At 61.8% G+C, this 20,948-nt stretch carries 19 protein-coding genes; 3 read left to right on the top strand and 16 right to left on the bottom strand.

Translation table 11 applies throughout. The features are described 5' to 3' along the window. Positions 1–287: 287 nt before the first annotated feature. The 4 genes from nusB to KX928_RS08185 all read right to left on the bottom strand — a co-directional run bounded on the left by nusB (position 288) and on the right by KX928_RS08185 (position 3,120). Positions 288–770, bottom strand: a complete 483-nt coding sequence (nusB, locus tag KX928_RS08200; RefSeq protein ID WP_219500886.1) for a transcription antitermination factor NusB — start codon at positions 768–770, stop codon at positions 288–290. Next, positions 767–1,318, bottom strand: coding sequence for a 6,7-dimethyl-8-ribityllumazine synthase (locus KX928_RS08195; protein ID WP_219500884.1), 552 nt, complete (start codon positions 1,316–1,318; stop codon positions 767–769). The genes nusB and KX928_RS08195 overlap by 4 nt, the downstream gene beginning before the upstream one ends. A gap of 3 nt (positions 1,319–1,321) precedes the next feature. Further along, complete coding sequence (gene ribB, locus KX928_RS08190; protein ID WP_219500882.1) at positions 1,322–2,446, bottom strand: 3,4-dihydroxy-2-butanone-4-phosphate synthase; 1,125 nt, start codon at positions 2,444–2,446, stop codon at positions 1,322–1,324. A 74-nt stretch (positions 2,447–2,520) separates the two neighbouring features. Then, on the bottom strand, positions 2,521–3,120 hold the full coding sequence (locus tag KX928_RS08185; RefSeq protein WP_219502071.1) for a riboflavin synthase: 600 nt from the start codon (positions 3,118–3,120) through the stop codon (positions 2,521–2,523). 179 nt (positions 3,121–3,299) lie between these two features. On the opposite strand from KX928_RS08185, the gene KX928_RS08180 reads away from it, so the two are divergent. The 3 genes from KX928_RS08180 (at position 3,300) to KX928_RS08170 (ending at position 7,842) form a co-directional block, all read left to right on the top strand. Further along, positions 3,300–4,565 (top strand): capsule polysaccharide biogenesis protein, encoded by a 1,266-nt coding sequence (locus KX928_RS08180; protein ID WP_308342267.1) that lies wholly within the window; start codon positions 3,300–3,302, stop codon positions 4,563–4,565. Positions 4,566–4,681: 116 nt separating this feature from the next. Further along, positions 4,682–5,815, top strand: a complete 1,134-nt coding sequence (locus KX928_RS08175) for a polysaccharide biosynthesis/export family protein (protein ID WP_308342266.1) — start codon at positions 4,682–4,684, stop codon at positions 5,813–5,815. 8 nt (positions 5,816–5,823) lie between these two features. Beyond that, complete coding sequence (locus KX928_RS08170) at positions 5,824–7,842, top strand: capsule polysaccharide biogenesis protein (protein ID WP_219500878.1); 2,019 nt, start codon at positions 5,824–5,826, stop codon at positions 7,840–7,842. 9 nt (positions 7,843–7,851) lie between these two features. On the opposite strand, the gene ribD is transcribed toward KX928_RS08170, so the two are convergent. The 12 genes from ribD to KX928_RS08110 form a co-directional block, all read right to left on the bottom strand. Beyond that, a complete protein-coding gene (ribD, locus tag KX928_RS08165; protein WP_219500876.1) occupies positions 7,852–8,928 on the bottom strand; it encodes a bifunctional diaminohydroxyphosphoribosylaminopyrimidine deaminase/5-amino-6-(5-phosphoribosylamino)uracil reductase RibD in 1,077 nt (358 codons plus the stop codon). A 17-nt stretch (positions 8,929–8,945) separates the two neighbouring features. Then, a complete protein-coding gene (gene nrdR / locus KX928_RS08160; RefSeq protein WP_219500874.1) occupies positions 8,946–9,413 on the bottom strand; it encodes a transcriptional regulator NrdR in 468 nt (155 codons plus the stop codon). A 133-nt stretch (positions 9,414–9,546) separates the two neighbouring features. Next, positions 9,547–9,966, bottom strand: coding sequence for a secondary thiamine-phosphate synthase enzyme YjbQ (locus KX928_RS08155; protein ID WP_219500872.1), 420 nt, complete (start codon positions 9,964–9,966; stop codon positions 9,547–9,549). A 44-nt stretch (positions 9,967–10,010) separates the two neighbouring features. After that, the gene (locus KX928_RS08150; protein ID WP_219500870.1) at positions 10,011–10,427 is read right to left on the bottom strand and encodes a hypothetical protein; all 417 of its coding nucleotides are present in this window, start codon (positions 10,425–10,427) and stop codon (positions 10,011–10,013) included. Positions 10,428–10,648: 221 nt separating this feature from the next. Next, positions 10,649–12,631, bottom strand: coding sequence for an RNA polymerase sigma factor RpoD (rpoD, locus tag KX928_RS08145; RefSeq protein ID WP_219500862.1), 1,983 nt, complete (start codon positions 12,629–12,631; stop codon positions 10,649–10,651). 123 nt (positions 12,632–12,754) lie between these two features. Beyond that, the gene (gene dnaG, locus KX928_RS08140) at positions 12,755–14,713 is read right to left on the bottom strand and encodes a DNA primase (protein WP_219500860.1); all 1,959 of its coding nucleotides are present in this window, start codon (positions 14,711–14,713) and stop codon (positions 12,755–12,757) included. A 99-nt stretch (positions 14,714–14,812) separates the two neighbouring features. Next, positions 14,813–15,115, bottom strand: coding sequence for a hypothetical protein (locus KX928_RS08135; RefSeq protein ID WP_219500858.1), 303 nt, complete (start codon positions 15,113–15,115; stop codon positions 14,813–14,815). 34 nt (positions 15,116–15,149) lie between these two features. Next, a complete protein-coding gene (locus KX928_RS08130; protein ID WP_219500856.1) occupies positions 15,150–15,695 on the bottom strand; it encodes a sarcosine oxidase subunit gamma in 546 nt (181 codons plus the stop codon). Continuing rightward, complete coding sequence (locus tag KX928_RS08125; protein ID WP_219500854.1) at positions 15,688–18,624, bottom strand: sarcosine oxidase subunit alpha family protein; 2,937 nt, start codon at positions 18,622–18,624, stop codon at positions 15,688–15,690. The genes KX928_RS08130 and KX928_RS08125 overlap by 8 nt, the downstream gene beginning before the upstream one ends. Beyond that, entirely contained in the window at positions 18,621–18,893 is a 273-nt protein-coding gene (locus KX928_RS08120; RefSeq protein ID WP_219500852.1) for a sarcosine oxidase subunit delta, read from the bottom strand. The genes KX928_RS08125 and KX928_RS08120 overlap by 4 nt, the downstream gene beginning before the upstream one ends. A gap of 65 nt (positions 18,894–18,958) precedes the next feature. After that, complete coding sequence (locus KX928_RS08115; protein WP_219500850.1) at positions 18,959–20,212, bottom strand: sarcosine oxidase subunit beta family protein; 1,254 nt, start codon at positions 20,210–20,212, stop codon at positions 18,959–18,961. A 109-nt stretch (positions 20,213–20,321) separates the two neighbouring features. After that, positions 20,322–20,912 (bottom strand): DUF6151 family protein, encoded by a 591-nt coding sequence (locus tag KX928_RS08110; RefSeq protein ID WP_219500848.1) that lies wholly within the window; start codon positions 20,910–20,912, stop codon positions 20,322–20,324. Positions 20,913–20,948: the final 36 nt, after the last annotated feature.

Below are 20,948 nucleotides of genomic sequence, written 5' to 3'. Positions count from 1 at the left end.
ATTTTCAAGATTTTGCGCAGCGACCCTAAGGTTACTTACGGCGCTCCGTCAGCTTGCGCTTGCGCGTGGCTCGGACAGGGATCAGCTGGGGCTGCGGGCGAACGCCCGGAAAGACGGTGCGAATGATACTTTCGATCAGGTCAAGCATTGGTCTTCTCCTCTGTTCTCAAGATGGCATTTTATTCGACAGAGTCCAGTGCCAGACCCGGGAAAAACGGCAAAATCTGACAAAACCGCGCAAATTTCCCTGTGCCGACCGGCATAACGTTGCGGCAATCGAAACAGTGTCAGAAAGCTTCGGGCTGCGTTTCACGTGCCATATGGTCCAGCACGGCATTTACGAATTGTGGCTCCTTGCCATCCGCGAAGAATGCCCGCGCCACATCAACATATTCGGTGATCACCACCTTCGGCGGCGTCTGCCGTGCGCTCAGCTCCGCACCTGCCGCGCGAAACAACGCTCTGAGCGTTGGATCGATCCGTCCCAGTGGCCATCTTGCGACAAGGGCGCGGTCTGTCATCTGATCAATCGGCGCCTGGAGGTTCACGGCGCCCTCAAGCACGCCTTCGAACAATTCGATATCGCCGTCCAGCATTTCTTCGCCATCATAGACCGCGCCGAACCGGTGATCGAGAAACTCCGCGCGCACGGCTTCCACGGTCTGGGCCGAATGCTCCATCTGGAACAGCGCCTGCACGGCATAGAGGCGCGCCGCCGATTTCATCTTGCGACGCTGGTTGCCGGAAAGGTTGCCGTGAAGCGTTGTCATGCGGTTGGGGATCCATCGTTTGAACCGGCAATCAGAATGTCCTGCCCTGCTGGCTTGAACCCGATGCCCTTGGATTGGGACGCCCACTTACGGGCCATTGCGATCAGATGCAAGGCCGCTGCCGCCGCCCCGCCCCCTTTGTTCTGCCCCGCCACCTCGGCGCGAACCTCTGCCTGCGCCCGGGTTTCCACGGTCAGGATGCCGTTGCCGATGCAGAGCCCCTGAAGCCCCAGCAACTGCAAAGCGCGGGAACTGTCATTGCAGACCGTTTCGTAATGCGTGGTCTCCCCCCGGATCACGCAGCCGAGCGCCACATATCCGTCGAAATTGCTGCGCCGATCGGAAATTCCGATCGCCGTCGGCACTTCAAGCGCGCCGGGCATCTCCACCAGCTCCCATGTGGCGCCCGCGGCTTCGATCTCCGCTTTTGCGCCAGCCACCAGATTATCCGCGATGTCCTTGTAGTAGGGCGCCACGACAATCAGGACCTTGACCGGCTTGTCGAAGGTCGGGCGCGGCAGGACGTAATGCTGTTCATTAGCCGCCATGATTCACTCCTTGGTGATGGGGCGCGTGCCCACGATGGACAGGTTGTAGGCGTCAAGCCCAAGATATTTGGTTTGCGGGCTGTCCGTCAGCAGGATCAGATCGCTTAGCCCAAGTGTGGACATGATCTGCGCGCCGACGCCCGTTCGCTTGATGGTCCGCGGGCCATCGTCGTCGTCTTCGTCGAGCCGCAGTTTGGGATGCGGCTCGCGGAACAGCAGAACAGCGCCGCGCCCCTCTTCGGCGATGATCTCCATTGCGCGCGGCAATTCATCGGCCGGGCTGGGCCCCAGCCCCAGAACGTCTTCGAGCGCGTTGAGCGCATGCGTGCGTACCAGTACCGGTTCCGCGGAAGAAATGTCCCCCTTCGACAGCATCACGTGGTCGGTGCCCGTGATCTCATCGGCGAACACACGCATGTGCCATTCGCCCCCATAGGCCGAGGACACCTTGCGCTCGTCGCGCAGGCGCAGAAGATTGTCGTGTTTGTGGCGATACGCAATCAGATCACTGATGGTACCGATCTTCAGCCCGTGGTCTGCCGCGAAGGTTACCAGATCCGGCAGGCGCGCCATCTCGCCATCGGGTTTCATGATCTCGCAGATCACGCCGGAAGGGTGCAGCCCGGCGAGCCGGCTGATATCCACGGCGGCCTCCGTATGGCCAGCGCGCACCAGGACGCCGCCCTGCCGCGCGCGTAGCGGGAAGACGTGGCCCGGTGTGGCGATATCCGCCTGGCCGCGGCTCTCGTCAATGGCCACGGCAACGGTCAATGCACGATCCGCCGCGGAAATGCCTGTGCTGACGCCCTCGCGCGCCTCGATGGACACAGTAAAGGCGGTTTCATGGCGCGAGGAGTTGTTGACCGCCATCATCGGCAGCCCCAGCGTCTCGATCCGCTCGGCGGTCAGCGGCATGCAGATCAGGCCACGCCCGTGGGTGGCCATGAAATTGATCGCCGCCGCATCGGCGAATTGTGCCGGGATCACCAGGTCTCCTTCATTCTCACGGTCTTCATGATCCACGAGGATGAACATCCGGCCCTGCCGCGCATCCTCGATAATCTTTTCAATCGGCGAGATGCTGCTGCGCAGATCTGTCTCAACCGGTCCGGGCGTTTCAAAACTCATGGCGCGCGTGCCTTTCATTCAGCTTGGCAGGCTCTTAGCCCAGCGACAGCGCCTTGACCAGACGCGCCACACGGTCAGGCCGCAGGCATTTCAGCCAGTCGCGCAACGTAACGCGCCAGGGTGTCGATCTCCAGATTGACCATATCGCCCACGGCGACCTCGCCCCACGTGGTGGCTGTCTTTGTGTGGGGAATAAAATTGACCCCGAAATCGGTACCGGTCACCTCGTTCACGGTCAGCGACGTGCCATTCAGCGCAACCGACCCCTTGGGCGCGATGAAGCGGGCCAGACCCTCGGGCGCGCGCAGGATCACGCGGGTGCTGTCCCCTTCGTCCTCGACGGCGATCACTTCGGCCACGCCATCCACATGCCCTGATACGATATGGCCTCCCAATTCGTCTCCCACCCGCAGCGCGCGTTCGAGATTGACGCGTTTTCCAACTGCCCAGTTGTTGCGCCCGATATTGGTTTTCTGGACCGTCTCCGCGCTGATCTGCACCTCGTACCAATCCGGACCCAGATCCACGACAGTGAGGCAGACGCCGTCGGAGGCGATAGAGGCTCCCATATCGATCGTCTGCGTATCGTAGCTGGTTTTGATGCGTGCCCGCAGATCGCCTTCCTGCTCAAGCGAGGTAATGGTGCCAATGTCGGTAATGATGCCGGTGAACATCGCGTGCCTTTCGATCAATCGTGTCCCTGACCTAGCTGTGCGGCTTTGCGCTGACAAGACCCCCACCTTGCCGCAACGGGGATATCCTGCCATATTTGTGGCGGGTTTGTTTGGTGGAAGTGACGCAAGACTTGTGAGAGGCTCCGACGTTGACACCTGCGCCTGATTCCGGCCAACGCGTGTTCTTGTTTCTGCAGGGACCTCACGGCCCGTTTTTCTATCAACTGGGCCATCAACTGCGCCTTGCCGGTGCGCAGGTCTGGCGGGTGGGATTCAATGCAGGTGACCGCGCGTTTTGGCCCCGTCGGGCATCCTATCTGCCGTTTCGCGCGCCGCGGGACAGGTGGCAACCCTTCCTGCAAGAGGTTTTTGCCGGGAAAGGCGTGACCGACGTGGTGCTTTACGGCGACACGCGATGGATGCATGCCGAGGCCGTCGCGGAAGCCAAAGCGCAGAACATCCGCGTTCATGTGTTCGAAGAGGGATACCTGCGCCCCTATTGGGTAAGCTACGAGCTTGGCGGCGCCAACGGCCACTCCGCCCTGATGGACATGCCGCTAAGCGCGATGCGGGACGCCCGCGAACAGGCCGACCCCGAACCGCCCGTCCCCCCCGGTCACTGGGGAGACATGCGTCAGCACGTGTTCTATGGGGCACTTTATCATTGGTTCGTAATGTGTTGTAACCAAAGGTATAAACAGTTTCACCCCCATCGTGACCTGAACGTCGGGCAGGAGTTTCGTCTCTACCTCCGTCGGCTTTTCTTGATGCCCTTCCAGGCTTTGGAAAGGCGGGTCGCTACCTTTCGGCTCAGGCAGGGCGGCTTTCCCTACCACATCGCTCTTTTGCAGCTGGAACATGACAGCGCCTTTCAGACGCACGCGCCATTTGCGGATCAGTCCGAGTTTCTGGATCTGGTCATCTCGCAGTTTGCGCAGGGCGCACCGCAACACCACCACCTCGTCTTCAAGGCGCACCCGCTTGAAGACGGCCGCGCCCCGCTGCGCCGCGACATCCGGCGGTTTGCCCGCGCGCATGGCATTGGGCACCGCGTCCACTATCAGCGCGGCGGCAAGCTTGCCGGTATCCTCGCGGAAGCGCGCAGCGCGGTCACCGTCAATTCAACTTCAGGTCAGCAAGCCCTGTGGCGCGGCATTCCCCTGAAGACCTTTGGCGACGCGGTGTACGGCAAGCCGGAGCTCGTCTCCAGTCAGCCGCTGGCCGAGTTTTACGCCAACCCGGCCCGGGCCGACATCGAAGCCTACCGCGATTTCAGGCAGTTTTTGTTGGAAACCAGCCAGTTGCCCGGCAGCTTTTACGCCGGACGGGGACGACGGCAATTGCTGCGTCAAGTGGTCGATCTGATGCTGGCAGGCTCGGATCCTTACGAAATCGTCAACCGCAAAACCGCGGCCATCGCGCAACAGTTGCGGGTCGTGCAATGATCTACCTGTATGCAAACAGTAGATTTTTGGAAGAATAGCCGATAGGTTAACACAAAATACGCCACGAAAAGCTGGCGATACGAGGCAGATTTCGAATAGGTCGAGGAGACCGAGCAGTGATTACTTCCGGCTTTCGATGGGCAAGGCCCATCGCTCTCGTGACGGCTCTGGCCGTTTTGACGTCATGTGGCTTGCCCAACGTCGGCCCCAACAAAAGGCAGATCTACGCAGGCTCCGTCCAGAAGGAAGGCGATGCTTTCGTCATAACGGTGAATGACCGCGTGACCCGCGCCATTGCGGTGGTCCCGGCGCTCGGTTTCTCCGAGACGTTCAAGAACTCCGCCAGGATCGGATCGGACACCATTCAGCCCGGGGACGTTCTGGGCCTGACGATCTGGGAAAACGTTGACGATGGCCTGCTGGCAAGCGAAGCCAGCAATGCCACCCTGCTTGAAACCGTTCAGGTCGATGGCGACGGCTTTATCTTCGTGCCCTATGCCGGGCGTATCCGGGCGGCGGGAAATTCGCCCGAAGCCATCCGCCGGATCATCACCTCCAAGCTTGAACAACAGACCCCCGACCCGCAGGTCGAAGTCCGCAGACAAGCGGGCGACGGCTCGACCGTATCCCTCATCGGGTCTGTGGGCGGACAAGGGGTCTATGCCATTGAACGCCCCACCCGCACGCTGTCGACCATGCTGGCGCGGGCCGGGGGCGTGACCATCGAACCCGAGGTTGCACAGATCACCGTGATTCGCGGCAACCAGCGCAGCCGCATCTGGTTCCAGGATCTCTACAATCACCCCGAACTTGACATCGCCCTCCGGGGCGGCGACCGCATTCTGGTCGAGGAAGACACCCGGTCCTTCGTCTCGCTCGGTGCGACGGGCGCCCAGGCACGCGTTCCCTTCCGGTCTCAGAACCTGTCGGCGCTTGAAGCGATCGCACAGGTTGGTGGTCTGGTATCGGCAACCTCCGACGCAACCGGCGTTTTCATCTTCCGCAACGAGCCACCCGAAGTGGCAGCGCAGGTACTGGGGCGTGACGACCTGATCGGCGCACAGCGCATGATCTACCTGCTGGACCTCACCAAACCCAACGGCATGTTCGTTGCGCGCGACTTTGTTATTCGCGACGGGGACACCCTATATGTCACCGAAGCACCGCTCGCACAGTGGAACAAGGCCGTGTCGGCCGTATTCGGATCTCTCGTCGGACCGGCAGCCTCCATCGACCAATTGGCGAACTGACACCCTCCATGGCCACATCACGTGACCTAGACACCGCCGGACAGGAAACTGCCCGGCGGCTTTACGTTTACAACGGCGGTTTCCTGACACAAAAACGCATTCGGCGCATCCTGACGCTCAGCGGTTACGACGTGAAAATCGGTGCGCCCGGCCCTGACGATCTGGTTGGGGTCTGGGGCAACAGCCCGACATCGCACAGGGGTGAAGCCGTGGCAGGCTTCAAGGGCGCGGGCCTTGTCCGGGTTGAAGATGCATGGCTGCGGTCCCTGCATCCGGGACGTTCCGGTGAGCCGCCCCTGGGGCTGCTGATCGATCACGCGGGGGTTCACTACGACCCGGCGAGACCCTCTGATCTCGAAACGCTGCTCAGCACCCATCCGCTGGACGACACGGCTTTGCTCGACCGGGCCCGAAACGCCATTGAACGCCTGCAAGAGGCACATCTGACAAAATTCAGCGCGGTCGATCCCGATATGCCGCCCCTGCCACCCGGGTACGTTCTGGTCCTGGATCAGACCCTTGGGGACGCATCGGTTGCGGCCTGCGGCGCCGACCGCAACCGCTTTCTGGAGATGCTCTTTGTCGCACAGGAAGAGCATCCCGGCGCGCCCATCCTCATCAAGACCCATCCGGAAACCGTTGCCGGGTTCCGCAAGGGATACTTTGACGCGCAGGATGTCTCCGACCGCGTCAGTTTCGTTACTGATCCGATCAGCCCATGGGTGTTGTTCGAAGGGGCTGTCGGTGTCTACACGGTCTCCTCGCAACTCGGGTTCGAAGCGATATTCGCCGGTCACAGACCGCGTGTTTTCGGACAACCCTTTTATGCCGGGTGGGGCCTGTCCGATGACGAGTTTCCGGTGCAACGACGCCAACGCCGGCTGACCCGCGCTCAGATGTTCGCTGCCGCCATGATGCTCTATCCCAAATGGTACGATCCGTTTCACGACAGGCTGTGCGATTTCCAGACCGCCGTGGAAATCATCGCGGCGCAGGCCCGTGCGTGGCGCGAGGATCGTTTCGGGTGGGTGGCCTCGGGCATGAGCCTGTGGAAACGTCCCCATTTGCAACAGTTTTTCGGCCAGCATGACGCCGTCATTTTCGAGGAAAACCCGGCCACAGCCCGCACAACCGGGCGCCCGTGGATGGTCTGGGCCAGCAAGGCGACCGTGGGCCAGTCGGATGCCATCCGTGTTGAAGACGGCTTTCTGCGGTCGCGCGGTCTGGGAGCGGCGCTTGTGCCTGCCCTGTCCCTGGTTACCGACGATGTGGGGATCTACTACGATCCGACCAGGGCCAGCCGCCTCGAACATCTGATTGCCGACCGCGAGGACCTGCGCCCGGATCAGGAACAGCGCGCGCAGGCCGTGATGACGCAAATAGTGCGCCAGCGCATCACCAAGTACAACATCGGCGGCGACCGACCTGCCCTGCCCGAAGGCCACCGCATTCTGGTTGCGGGCCAGGTGGAGGATGACGCGTCGCTGACATCAGGAGGTGGCGCCGTGCGGCGCAATCTCGATCTGCTCCGGGCGGCGAGAGATGCAAACCCTAAGGCGATACTGATCTACAAACCGCATCCCGACGTCGAGGCAGGTTTGCGTGACGGGGCCTGCGAGACCACGGATCTGGCAGACCATGTGGCAAAAAACGCCGACGCGCTGGCCCTTCTGGATCAGGTTCAGGAGGTCTGGACCATGACATCGCTTCTGGGGTTCGAAGCGCTTCTGCGCGGCATACCAGTGACTACGCTGGGCGTGCCGTTCTATGCCGGGTGGGGCCTCACCACCGATCTTGCCGACGTGCCGCCACGCCGCCGCGCCCGGCCCGGCCTTGCAGGTCTCGTTCACGCGGTCCTGATAGACTACGCGCGCTATCTCGACCCGCAGACCGGCTTGCCCTGCCCTGCCGAGGTTGCCGTTCACCGGCTGGCACAGGAGGACGCCCCGCGTCGCACCAGCGGCAACCGCCTGCTGTCCAGACTCCAGATACTGTTCTCGGGTCGGGCAAGGTTCTGGCGGCGGTAGCGAGGGGGTTCAGCGCGGCACGGAGCGCCAGACATGCACCACGTCGTTACCCAGTCTGTGTGTCTCCTGCAGGGCGAACCTGGGGGCGATTTCGAGATGACTGAGCCCGAGCGCGCCAACCGACGGCAAGCCTTCCGCGCCGATGGTCAGACCGGCGGTGAAGCCGACGAGGTCATCCACGAGACCGGCCTCGATCAGGCTGGCCGCAAGGGCGCTGCCACCTTCACAAAACACCCGCGTCAGCCCGTGCTCTGCCAGTTGGCGCATGACATCGCGCGCGTCGAGTTGCCCGTTGGACGCTTCACAAGTCAGCAGATCCGCACCCAGGTCACGCCATGTCTGCATCAGTGTCGGGTCGGCGTCACGCCCGTGGCACAGGATTACGGGGGTCTCTTTTGCCGTCCGCGCAAGCGTGCTGATCAGCGGCAGGTCAAGGCGGCGACTGACAACAACACGCACCGGCTGCCGCTCGATACCCAGATCGCGCACCGTCAGGCTTGGATCATCCTTGCGCGCTGTCCCGCCGCCGACAATTACCGCATCGTGCCGCGCGCGCATGGCATGCACGAAGCGGCGCGCACCCGGCCCGGTGATCCACTTGCTTTCACCCGTCGCCGTGGCGATCCGACCATCGAAGCTACTGGCAAGTTTCAGCGTCACAAAGGGGCGATCATGCGCCAGCCGGGTGAAAAAACCGGCGTTGTCATAAAGCGTCTCCTCTTCCAGCATGCCAACTTCGACTGCAATGCCCGCATCGCTCAGCATCCGCGACCCTTTGCCACCGACGCGCGGGTCGATATCCGGCACCGCGATGATGACCCGGGCGACTTTGGCATCAATCAGTGCCTGCGCACAGGGCGGGGTCTCACCGTGGTGCGCGCAGGGTTCCAAAGACACGTAGACATCTGCGCCGGCGGCGGCACTGCCGGCTTGCGCCAGAGCTTCGGTTTCCGCATGTGGTCGGCCGCCCGGCTGGGTCCACCCGCGCCCGACGATGCGCCCGTCTTTCACGATCACGCAGCCCACGGCGGGGTTCGGCCACGTCCTGCCCTGCCCGCGCCGCCCCAGGGACAGCGCCAGCGACATGTACCGCGACGCCCCGGTCACTCTTCTGTTGGAACGTCGGGCCGCAGTTCACTGACGAATTTGTCGAAATCATCCGCGGCCTGGAAATTCTTGTAAACGCTGGCAAATCGCACGTAAGCAACTGTATCGATCCGCGCCAGGGCCTCCATCACGATCTCGCCGATCTGCTTGGAACCGATGTCCGTCTCACCCATGCTTTCCAAACGCCGCACGATGCCGGAGATCATCTGGTCAATGCGCTCAGGGTCGATCGGGCGTTTCTGCATCGAAATGCGGATGGACCGTTCCAGCTTGTCCCGGTCGAAGTCTTCACGTTTGCCGTTGGATTTGATCACCACCAGATCGCGCAGCTGCACGCGCTCATACGTGGTGAACCGCCCTCCACAAGCCGGGCAAAAGCGACGACGCCGGATGGATACGTGGTCCTCGGCGGGTCGGCTGTCTTTTACCTGAGTGTCAATGTTTCCGCAAAACGGGCAGCGCATGGGCCGTCCCCCTCTTTCAGTTCTCTGCCTCATTTGTGGGATCGCCGCCCCACTTATCCACACTTATAGGGGAGAGGCTAGGTTTTGGGTAGGGGGGAAATGCGCACCCACATCTGGTATGTTCATTCGCGGCTTAGCGAGTACCCAGAAACGACACCGCCACGCGGCGCCGGTGCGGTTGCGCGCGATGTTCGAACAGGTACACCCCCTGCCATGTGCCCAGGGCAGCCCGCCCCTCCTGCACCGGAATCGACAGGCTGACAGGCATCATGGCGGCCTTGATATGCGCAGGCATATCGTCGGGGCCTTCGTAGGTGTGGCGCAGGTAGGCCATGTCCGGATGGTCGGAGGGCGGCACCAGCCGGTCGAAAAATGCCCTCAGATCGGTCTGAACGTCAGCATCGGCGTTTTCCTGAACAAGCAACGAGGCAGAGGTATGACGCACCAGCAGGACCACCACGCCATCCCCTTTGCCGCGCAGCCATCCCTGCAAGCTGTCCGTAAATTCGTAGAGCCCGGCCCCGGAGGTCGAGATGCTGAGTTCGGTGTTCATATGCCCGCCCGTTTGCTTGCCCGACCGTCCATCCCGATCACCAATCAGAAACGATCGAACAGATCGTCGATAATCGCATCGCAGAACAGATAGGCATGCCCCACTGGCAGGTTCTCCCCCTTGCGGTTCACGGAAACGGAGTAGGAACTCGGTGTGTTGCGCAGCCTTTCATCCGGGTTCAGCGTGAAAACGACCCCGTTGCGGCCCGGTACGGTTTTCGACGGGCGGCGCGGCTCAAGAATGTACATACGTTTGCGCGGACCGTCGCGGCCGGCGGATTTGGTGTAATCGGATGCCGCGCACCAAATGCCACGCGCCCCGGCCCCGCGGTCCTCAATGACTTCGAATGTATCCGCCGTCAGCGGATAGACATAGAGCCGGTTGACGGCGCGAAACGGTTGCGCCGCAAGGGTCGGGAGCGCGACGATGACGCTGAGAACGAGGGGGACGAACAATCGCATTGGGAATCTCCGGAACAATCACCATCGCGGCGATCATAGTCCGGGAACCATGCGAACCAAAATCACGCATGGCGGCCCCGTTCTCAAACGCCCTTCACCGCGACACAATTGCAACGGGCATTTGCCGGACCGGTATCGGCCCGACCAGCGTGCTGCGGATGAAAAAATCGGGCGTTGAGTCCCTCACGACACCAATGATCGCGAGGGCAACAGCAAAAGCGCTATTGGTCGAGGAAAGACCGCAGTTTGCGCGACCGGCTTGGGTGCTTGAGTTTGCGCAGTGCCTTTGCTTCGATCTGACGGATACGTTCGCGTGTGACCGAGAACTGCTGACCGACCTCTTCCAGCGTGTGGTCTGTGTTCATGCCGATACCAAAACGCATCCGCAGCACACGTTCCTCGCGCGGGGTCAGCGAGGCCAGCACGCGGGTCGTGGTTTCCTTGAGGTTCTCCTGAATGGCGCTGTCCAGCGGCAGAACGGCATTCTTGTCCTCGATGAAATCACCCAGCTGGCTGTCTTCCTCGTCACCGATGGGGGTTTCGAGCGAAATCGGCTCCTTGGCGATCTTCATCACCTTGCGGACCTTCTCAAGCGGCATCTGCAGCTTTTCAGCCAGCTCTTCCGGCGTCGGTTCGCGGCCGATTTCATGCAGCATCTGGCGGCCCGTACGGACCAGTTTGTTGATCGTTTCGATCATATGCACCGGAATACGGATCGTGCGCGCCTGATCCGCGATGGACCGGGTGATTGCCTGACGAATCCACCACGTCGCATAGGTCGAGAACTTGTAACCCCGGCGGTATTCGAACTTGTCCACGGCCTTCATCAGGCCGATGTTACCTTCCTGAATGAGATCAAGGAATTGCAACCCGCGGTTGGTGTATTTCTTGGCAATTGAAATCACCAGACGCAGGTTCGCTTCGACCATTTCCTTCTTGGCCTGGCGGGCTTCTTTCTCGCCCTTTTGCACCTGCTGAACGATGCGGCGGAATTCGGAGATATCAAGGCCGACGTATTGGCCGACCTGCGCCATGTCAGCGCGCAACTCCTCAACCTTGTCGGTCGAGCGTTCGATGAACATCTGCCAGCCCCGGCCGGATTTCTCGGCCATCCGCTCCATCCAGTTCGGGTCCAACTCGTAGCCACGATATTCGTCGACGAACTCGCGGCGGTTGATACGCGCCTGGTCCGCCAGTTTCACCATGGCTGAATCGATCTGCATGATGCGCCGGTTAATACCGTAAAGCTGGTCGATCAAGGCCTCGATACGGTTGTTGTGCAGGTGCAATTCATTGACCAGCAAAACAATCTCCGCCCGCAGCTTCTGATACAGATCCTCGTCTGCGGTGGTAAAAGTACCGTCTTCGTTCAGCGTCGCTGAAATACGGCTGTCCTGCATCTCGGACAGTTTGACGTAATCATCGGCAATGATGTCCAGCGCTTCGAGCACCTGAGGCTTCAGCGCCGCTTCCATCGCCGCAAGGCTCATGTTGGCCTGATCATCTTCATCGTCATCGTCGTCCTGAGCGATCGGATTGCCATCCGCGTCCAGTTCGGGGCTTTCGTCTTCCTTCTTGGCCGTGCTGCCATCGGCAGCAACGACGGGTTCATCCACCGCGCCGTCTTCGTCCATCTGGTTGCCGAAGGTGGCCTCAAGGTCAATCACATCGCGCAGCAGGATTTCTTCGGACAGAAGTTCGTCGCGCCAGATGGTGATGGCCTGGAAGGTCAGCGGGCTTTCGCACAGACCCGCGATCATGGTGTTGCGACCGGCCTCGATGCGTTTGGCGATCGCAATCTCGCCTTCACGGCTCAACAGTTCGACCGATCCCATCTCGCGCAGGTACATGCGGACAGGGTCATCCGTACGGTCCAGTTTCTCAGCCGTGCCCGAGCCCAGCGTGACCTCGCGTGTACCTTCCGTGGTCGTCAGCTCGGTGGAGCCCTTGGCCTCTTCTTCCTCGGCGTCCTCGTCTTCGATGATGTTGATCCCCATCTCCGACAGCATGGACATCACGTCCTCGATCTGTTCGGAGCTGACCTGATCAGGCGGCAGAACCGTGTTCAGCTGGTCGTAGGTGATATAGCCTTTCTCACGCGCCTCGCCGATCATCTTCTTGACGGCGGCCTGGCTCATGTCGAGCGAGTGACCCGATTCCTGATCGTCTGATTTTGCGTCTTCGTTGGTATCTTTCGCGGCCATGCACTGCTCCTCAGCGGTCCCATTGATTCGCTCGCCCGAATCACTTGGGAATCATCTAGCGTTTTTGGGTGATTCGGCCACCCGTTTACCTTCTTTTTCTGCGGGTTTCCCGTTCAAAAATGGTTAACCGCGCGGTTTCTGATGCTTAATGGCATCAAGTAACGCGTCCAGAGCGCTGCGCTCATCCCGACTGATTCGCGCGCCGTTTTCGCCCAGATCGTATTCTGCCTTGTCCTCCTGGCCGCTGCGTCGCGCAAGGTCCGCGGCTTTTGCCGCCTCGGACAATCGCCATGTCAGGCCTTCGTCAGCAACACCATCGAGGTCTTCGACGGCCTCGGCAATCTCCGCATCCAGCCCTCGGGCGCTATGTAGTTTTGCTAGTTCTTCGGCAACTGTCATGCGTGCCTTGTCCTGATCACCCGGCGCGCGAATACAGGGCACAATCGCGACATGGCGCTGCGACAGCAGGTTTTCAAGTGCTTCTGCGCCCAAAGCATCGGAAAGACGGGTTTTCAGCCCGTCTGCATCAATATGCATGTTCTGCAGCAAAAGCCGGCGTAAATCGCTGTGGAACGGGTCGGTGCAGCGCATTTGCTCGATACCGGACTCAAAACCCTCGATCACATCCGGACAGGTCACCAGCGCTGCAAGAATGACCGCTTCGCGCAGATGTTCCGCGCTTCCGGCGCTATCCGTGCTCGCCAGCAGCGACGATTTGGTCGTTGGCAGTGCCGACGCCGGCGCCTTTTGCCACCGCCCCTGTCCGCCCGATCGCGCCGGGCGACCCGGCGTGCGTTGCGGTCGGAACAGCTGCCAGCGCAGATCCTTGATCTCCTGTCCGTAGTGGCTTCGAATTGACGCATCCCTGATCGTCATGATCTTGTCGCGCAGTGTTTTGTCCAAGGCCGCCTTGCGCTCCGGGCTGTCAAAGACCCGGCCTTCGGTCTCGCGCTGCCAGAGCAACCGCACCATTGGCATGGCGTCATCCAGCAGCTTCTGCAGCGCCGCTGCACCCTGTTCGCGCAGCAGGTCATCAGGGTCCTTTCCGGCGGGCATGATCGCGAACCGCAGGGACTGTCCCGCCTCCAGCAACGGCAAGGCCAGATCGATCAGCCGCATGGCGGCGCGCAGACCGGCAGTATCGCCATCCAGCGCGATGATCGGTTCCGGCGCGATGCGCCACAGCATCTGCAGCTGGTTTTCGGTGATGGCGGTGCCCAGCGGGGCGACGCTTGCTTCGAATCCGGCCGAGGCCAGCGCGATCACGTCCATGTAACCCTCGGCCACGATCAGCGGCTTGCCCTTGCCCGCAGCAGTCCGCGCAGGTCCCTGATTGTAAAGGCTGCGCCCCTTGTCAAAAAGCTCGGTTTCCGGCGAATTCAGATACTTGGCGTTGTCATTGGGGTCCATCGCACGGCCCCCGAAGGCAATCGCCCGCCCCCGTGCATCGCGGATCGGGTACATGATCCGCCCGCGAAAAGTATCATAGGGTTTGCCACCCTTGCTGGATGGCTTGGCCAAACCGGCCTCGAGGATCAGCTGGTCTTCCACGTTCTTTGCTTTGAGGTGGTCCCAAAGCGCCTGCCACTGGTCGGGGGCAAAGCCGATCTCCCAACGCTCCAGCGCCGCGGCATCCAGGCCCCGGCGCTCGAGATATCCACGGGCATCGACGGCAGCACCCGTATTCAACTGCAGGCGAAAAAACCTGACCGCCTGTTCCATGACCTCGGCCAACTGGCTGCGTTTGTCCGCCTTCTGCTGCGCCTGCGGATCGCGCTCCGGCATTGGCATGCCTGCTTCGCGCGCAAGGATTTCCACCGCCTCCATGAACCCCACGTTTTCGGTTTCCCGGACAAAGGAAATCGCATCACCCTTCGCATGACAGCCAAAGCAGTAATAAAATCCCTTGCGGTCATCGACATGGAAGCTGGCGGATTTTTCCTGATGGAAGGGGCATGGTGCCCACATGTCGCCCTTGCCCTGATTGGATTTGCGCTGGTCCCACATGACCTTGCGCCCAACCACCTGAGACAGGCTGCTTCGGGTGCGCAATTCGTCAAGAAATCCGGGTGGCAGGCTCATGTTCTATATATCGGCGCGCACCTGCACAGAGTCCATAGCCGAGCGCAAGCTTCACATCCGGCAACGGCAACGCCGGTGTCCGCGGCGGCGTGCCTGTTGCTATTTCAGCGCCATACATTGTTCGCGCCACCATGTGGCAAGGTCTTCTTCGCGCAGGTCGCTGCGCTTCTTTTCGTAAATGGATGGTGCAATGATCGGGATGATGTTGTTGTACTTCTCCGGCCACGTCGCATTTTGCGCCAGCACCTCCGGCAGCTTGCGTTCAGCAACCCGGTCAAGACGCGCCTGTTTGATGGCCTCGACCACGTCGGCCTGATACCCGCAGCTCACCTCTTTTTCAGATTGTGCCACCGCGGGCACGGCGATAACGGCAAGGGCAACGGTCAGAACAAAACGCAACATCCGGATACTCCACCTGGGACGACTCGGAGGCATCTTACCCGCGGGCTGCAACACCTTCCATAGCCTGTTTCAGATCGTGCACCAGCGTTGCGGCCATGGCGCGAAACGCGAGGATCAGAAAGCTTTCCGCCCCAATGCGGGTGATCGACCCGTTCATGTGCATGATCTGAGTGCGCACCGTGTGACCACGTTTGAAATGCGCCGCGCGCATGTCGACCGGCACGAGACGGGCAAGAACATCTTCCGCCGGACGGCCCGCCAGCGTCACACAGGCCCACGCGTCCGACTGGTCCGTCAGGGCGGCGGTCCTGGTCAGGGACGTATCCGGCAAGGGCCCGGCCAGAAGCGCCATGTCGCGCCCGAACCAGATAGCGCGGGCCTGTTCCCTGCCCGTCGCGCGGTTGGGTGCGGGCAACGCCATGCCATGCGCTTCTTTCAGCGCCTCGGACGCCGCCTTTCGCTGGCCCTTGAAGGGCGCGACAGATGTCAAAACACCCAGGTCGACCTCGCTCAGCGTGACCTCGCCCACGGTCATCGGTAGAAGGCCCGCACAGGGGCTTTTGGCAACCAGCTCAACCACGGGTACGTCCTCCATCGGGGTCCACGAATACCGGCGCGCAGATCTCCACATCCGTTTCGATATCACGCAGGTGATCGACCACGCGCATCACGTCGCCCAGCCGTTCCGGCCCGCCGCGCACAAAAGCCAGACCGATGGAATGGCCGAGGGTCGGCGAAAACGCCACCGATGTCACATATCCCCGATCGTTTTCCCGGATCGCTGCTGCACCCCTTTCAAACACATGTGCGCCCGCTGTCAGCTGTTTGACCGGCCCCACCGGTTTCAACCCCACCAACCGCTCTCGCATGGGGTCTACCATCCCTTCGCGGGCCGCCATCGTCTTGCCGATGCAATCCTTCTTGGTGCTGATCATCCGTGCAAAACCGATGTCGAACGCGGTGGTCCGGCCATGGATTTCAGCGTGGGTGATGTGCCCTTTCTCGATCCGAAGCACGTTCAGGGCTTCCATACCGTATGCCCCGCCGCTCAGGCTCTCAGCCCGTTTAACCAAGAGCCGGAACAAACTTTCGCCATATCGCGACGGCAGTGCCACTTCATAGGCGTGCTCCCCCGAAAAGGATATCCGGAAGAGACGTCCAGCAATACCCGCGACCGATGTTTCGCCGCAGGCCATGAATGGCCAGCTGTCCTTGTCAATGGGCGCATCAAGGATATCGTTGAGCAACTCGCGAGACCTCGGACCGGCTACCGCAAACTGCGCCCATTGTTCGGTCACCGAGGTAAACCGGACATCGAATTCCGGGCGCAGGACCTGGTGCACGAATTCCAGGTGCCGCATGACATTGCCCGCCGCCGCTGTGGTCGTGGTCATCACGAAGTGCTGTTCGCCCAGCCGTGCCGTGGTGCCGTCGTCCATCACGTGGCCGTCTTCGCGCAGCATCAACCCGTACCGGACCCGCCCGACTTTCAGCGTGGAAAACGTGTTGGTGTAGACGAAATCCAGAAACGCGGCCGCATCCGGTCCCTGAATGTCGATCTTTCCAAGGGTGGAGACATCGCAGACACCCACCGCTTCTCGCACATATTCAACCTCCCGGTCGCAGGCCTGCCGCCACGTGGTTTCACCCTTGCGGGGGAAGTAGCCGGGGCGATACCACAGGCCTGCCTCGATCATCGGCGCCCCCATTTCCACGCTGACGGCATGGGACGTGGTATAGCGTTGCGGTGCAAATCCGGCCCCCTGCGCGCCTGCCCCCATCGCAGCGATGGAGACCGGCGTATAGGGCGGCCGGAAGGTGGTTGTCCCCGTCTCGGGAATGGCCCGACCGGTGGCATCCGCAAGCACTGCCAGCGCCGCGACATTTGAATTCTTGCCCTGATCGGTTGCCATGCCCTGGGTGGTGTATCTTTTCATGTGCTCGACAGACCGGAAGTTCTCGGTCGCCGCCTGCTTCACATCCTTGACGGTCACGTCATTCTGGAAATCCAGCCACGCGCGTCCCTTGCCCGGTACCGCCCAAAGCGGCGCGATCTGATAGGCCTTGTCTTCCGCATCGGGCAGGCTCACGCGGGTCGTTTTGCCACCAAGGTCCTTCACCACCGCCTTCGCCGCCGCAGACCCCGCTGCCAGGCAGGCCGCGGTGCTGAAGTCTCCGTTGCAGGCCCCGGCCGCCACCAGGCCCGGCACCGAACCGGGTGTCGGCACGAAACCTGCAATATCCTCGCGCCATGTCGGCCTGCCATTCATATGGCACGTCAGATGCACGGTCGGGTTCCACCCGCCGGACATCGCCAGACAATCAGCCTCGACCCTGTGATGGCCATTCGGACCCTGCACGGCAATTCCCGTCAGCCCATGACGTCCGGTGCTGCCCGCCACCACCGAGCTCGTATACACCGGAAAGCCGGTACCCGTGACCTGCGCCCCGGGGCGGCTGTCGATCAGGCCGGCAACCTCGACGCCGGCCTCCACCAGATCCGTCGCCGTGCGATGCGCGTCATCGTTATTGCCAAAGACCGCCACCCGCTGCCCCGGGGCAACACCCCACCGGTTGAGGTAGGCCCGCACGGCCCCCGCCATCATGATGCCGGGCCGGTCGTTATCCGCAAAGGCAACCGGGCGCTCCAGCGCGCCGGAGGCAAGGATCGCGCGCCTGGCGACAATGCGCCAGAAGGTCTCCAGCGGGGCGCCATCGGCGCGCTCCGGCAGATGCGAACTCACCCGCTCCAGCGCCGCATAGGTGCCCTGATCGTAGGCACCTGTCACCGTTGTGCGTGTCATCAGCCTGACATTGGCCATGCCCTGCAATTCCGCCACCACGGCAGCCGCCCAGGCGCTGCCCGGCTCAGCGTCGATCACGTAGGTTTCGGCGTTGAGCCTGCCGCCCATGACCCGATCCTCGTCCACCACGAGCACATCGACACCGGCGCGCCCGGCCACAAGTGCGGCCATCAGCCCGGCGGGGCCTGCGCCGATGATCAGCAGATCACAGAACGCATAAGCGCGCTCATACTTGTCCCGGTTGTGACGACCACTCAGCGCACCAAGCCCCGCCGCACGGCGAATGACCGGCTCATACAGCTTTTCCCAAAAGGCTTTCGGCCACATGAAGGTCTTGTAATAAAAGCCTGCCCCCAAAAACGGCCATGCCAGATCGTTAAGGCTCATCACATCCGTCTTGAGCGACGGCCAGGCGTTCTGCGACCGCACGTCCAACCCGCTATGGATTTCCTGCACCGTTGCACGCACGTTAGGCTCCTGCGCGGCACCGCGGCCGACGGTCACCAGGGCATTGGGTTCTTCGCTGCCGGCCGTCAGAACCCCGCGCGGCCGGTGGTACTTGAACGACCGGCCCATCAGCCTCTGGCCGTTTGCCAGAAGCGCCGAGGCGACCGTGTCCCCTTCAAATCCCGAATAACCGATGGTGTCGAATTGGAAACGCACCGGTCTCGACCGGTCGATCAGACCTTTGTCATCGACCCTCATATGCGCGCCCCTGCCGCGGGACCGGCAAGCGCCGTACCGAGCACCTCATGCGTAACCGTGTTCCGCGTCACGACGATCCACGCACCACAGCCACCCTCGTGCTGCCACATATCCCGGGTCTCACCGGCGGGATTGTCGCGCAAATGCACATAGTCGTCCCAGGCATCGACCCCCGCCTCCGGCGATGGCCGGTTCAGGGACACGGCGTCCCCCTGATAGTAAAACTCGCGGCGATCCCGCTCACCGCACAGCGGACAGGTCAGCCGCATGGCGCCACCTCTTGTGTCTCTGGTTCATAAATATCCCCGCCGGAGGCATCCATCATCCGCCCCCCTCAGTGCAGGTTGTGCTGAGAGCCTGTGCCCTCTTCGTCGATGATCCCGCGTCCGGTGCGGAAGCGGTCAAGGCGGAACCCTGCCGCGATCTCGTGGCTTTGCCCCGTCGCCATCAGGTGGGCCAAGGCGACGCCTGAGGCCGGCACCGCCTTGAAACCGCCATAACACCAGCCGCAATCGATGAACAATCCCTCAGTATCTGTCCTGTCGATGATCGGGGAGCCGTCCGGGGTCATATCCATGATGCCGCCCCAGCTGCGCAGAACCTTCGCCTTGCCGATCATCGGCATGAGGGTCATGCCCGCCTCCATCACATGTTCGGCCATGGGCAGGTTGCCGCGCTGTGCATATGACGCATAGAAGTCTAGGTCACCGCCAAAGACCAGCCCCCCCTTGTCGGATTGGCTGATGTAGAAATGCCCCATGCCAAAGCTCACCACATGATCAATCACGGGCTTTAACCCCTCGGTCACAAAGGCTTGCAGCACATGGCTCTCGATCGGCAGGCGCATGCCGGCCATCGCCGCCACCTGACCAGACCGCCCGGCGGTGACAATCGCCACTTTCCGGGCCCTGATCGCGCCGCGCGTGGTCTGAACCCCCTTGACGACGCCCCGCTCGATGTCGATGCCCGTCACTTCACAGTTCTGCACCAGGTCGACGCCCCGCTGATCGGCTCCCCGCGCATATCCCCATGCCACGGCGTCGTGGCGCGCAGAGCCGCCGCGCGGATGCAGCAGGCCGCCATAAACCGGAAAGCGCAGGTTGTCGAAGTCCAGATACGGCAGGTATTTTCGCACCCCCTCCCGGTCGAGCAACACCGCGTCATCGCCCTGATTGAGCATCGCGTTGCCGCGCCGCACAAAGGCATCCCGCTGACCGTCGGAATGGAACAGGTTGATCAGCCCGCGCCGCGAATGCATCACGTTATAGTTCAGGTCCTGTTCCAGACCTTCCCAGAGCTTCAGTGAATGGCTGTAGAATTCGGAATTGCCGGGCAAAAAGTAGTTGGCCCGCACGATCGTTGTGTTGCGTCCGATGTTGCCGCTGCCGATGTATCCTTTTTCAAGAACCGCGATGTTGGTCATGCCGTGGTTGCTGGCAAGGTAGTAAGCCGTGGCCAGACCATGCCCGCCGCCGCCGATGATCACCGCGTCATATTCTGCCTTGGGTTCAGGATCACGCCAATGCGGAGTCCAGCCCCTGTTGCCTGTCAGCCCTTCCTTGAGGACGCGTAGGCCTGAGAATTTCACGTGGGATACTCCGTGCTGTTCCCGCGCAGACTATCAACACAAAGAACCCGCCGCCACGACAGAAACCGACCAATAGTGTCGCAGCACGACCATCCGCAACGTCAGGCCTTCACTCGCGATAAGCGGCTTCCCGTTCCGCCAGCGATATGATTCGTGGTTCGGCCACCGGCTGGCCCGCCTGATCAAAGAAAGGACTGATGCGGGCAGTGCCCGACAAGTAGGCGGCAAGCGTTCTCTTCAGCAGACCACCCAGCATGCGCGCCAGTCCCTTGTCTTTGCGCGGCGCGCCGGTCACGGGCAGCGCAAACTTGGTGAAACCATGGGTCACCACCGGCCCAAGGGCTTCCGTGTCGGCAAAGTTCGGGCGCCACATACCCGCCAAAGGCATTTTGGATGTGCCCACAGTATTGGCCAGGGGCGTCCGGCAACATGTGGCGTACCAGCGGTACAATCCTTTGGGCGACAGGCGAAGACAGGCGATCTGATCCGCGCCCTGCGTGATCTCGATCCGATTCGGCAGAACCTGCACCAGCGGGCTGCCCCCTCCCGGCTCCAGCGCTTCCATCTGTCCCATGTGGCGGGCAAAGGCCCTGCAATCCTTGCAATAGCAGATCAGATGGCATCCGGACGCGGGGGCGACATCATGCAGCACGCCTTTGAGCGTGCCGCACTGGCAGGAGAAACTGACCTCGCTGGACATGTCGCGTGGTACCTCCGATCAGGGTCGCCGCCAACC

Source organism: Roseobacter insulae (genome assembly GCF_019375555.1).
Lineage (GTDB): Bacteria > Pseudomonadota > Alphaproteobacteria > Rhodobacterales > Rhodobacteraceae > Roseobacter > Roseobacter insulae.
This window is presented reverse-complemented; position numbering and strand designations above follow the sequence as displayed.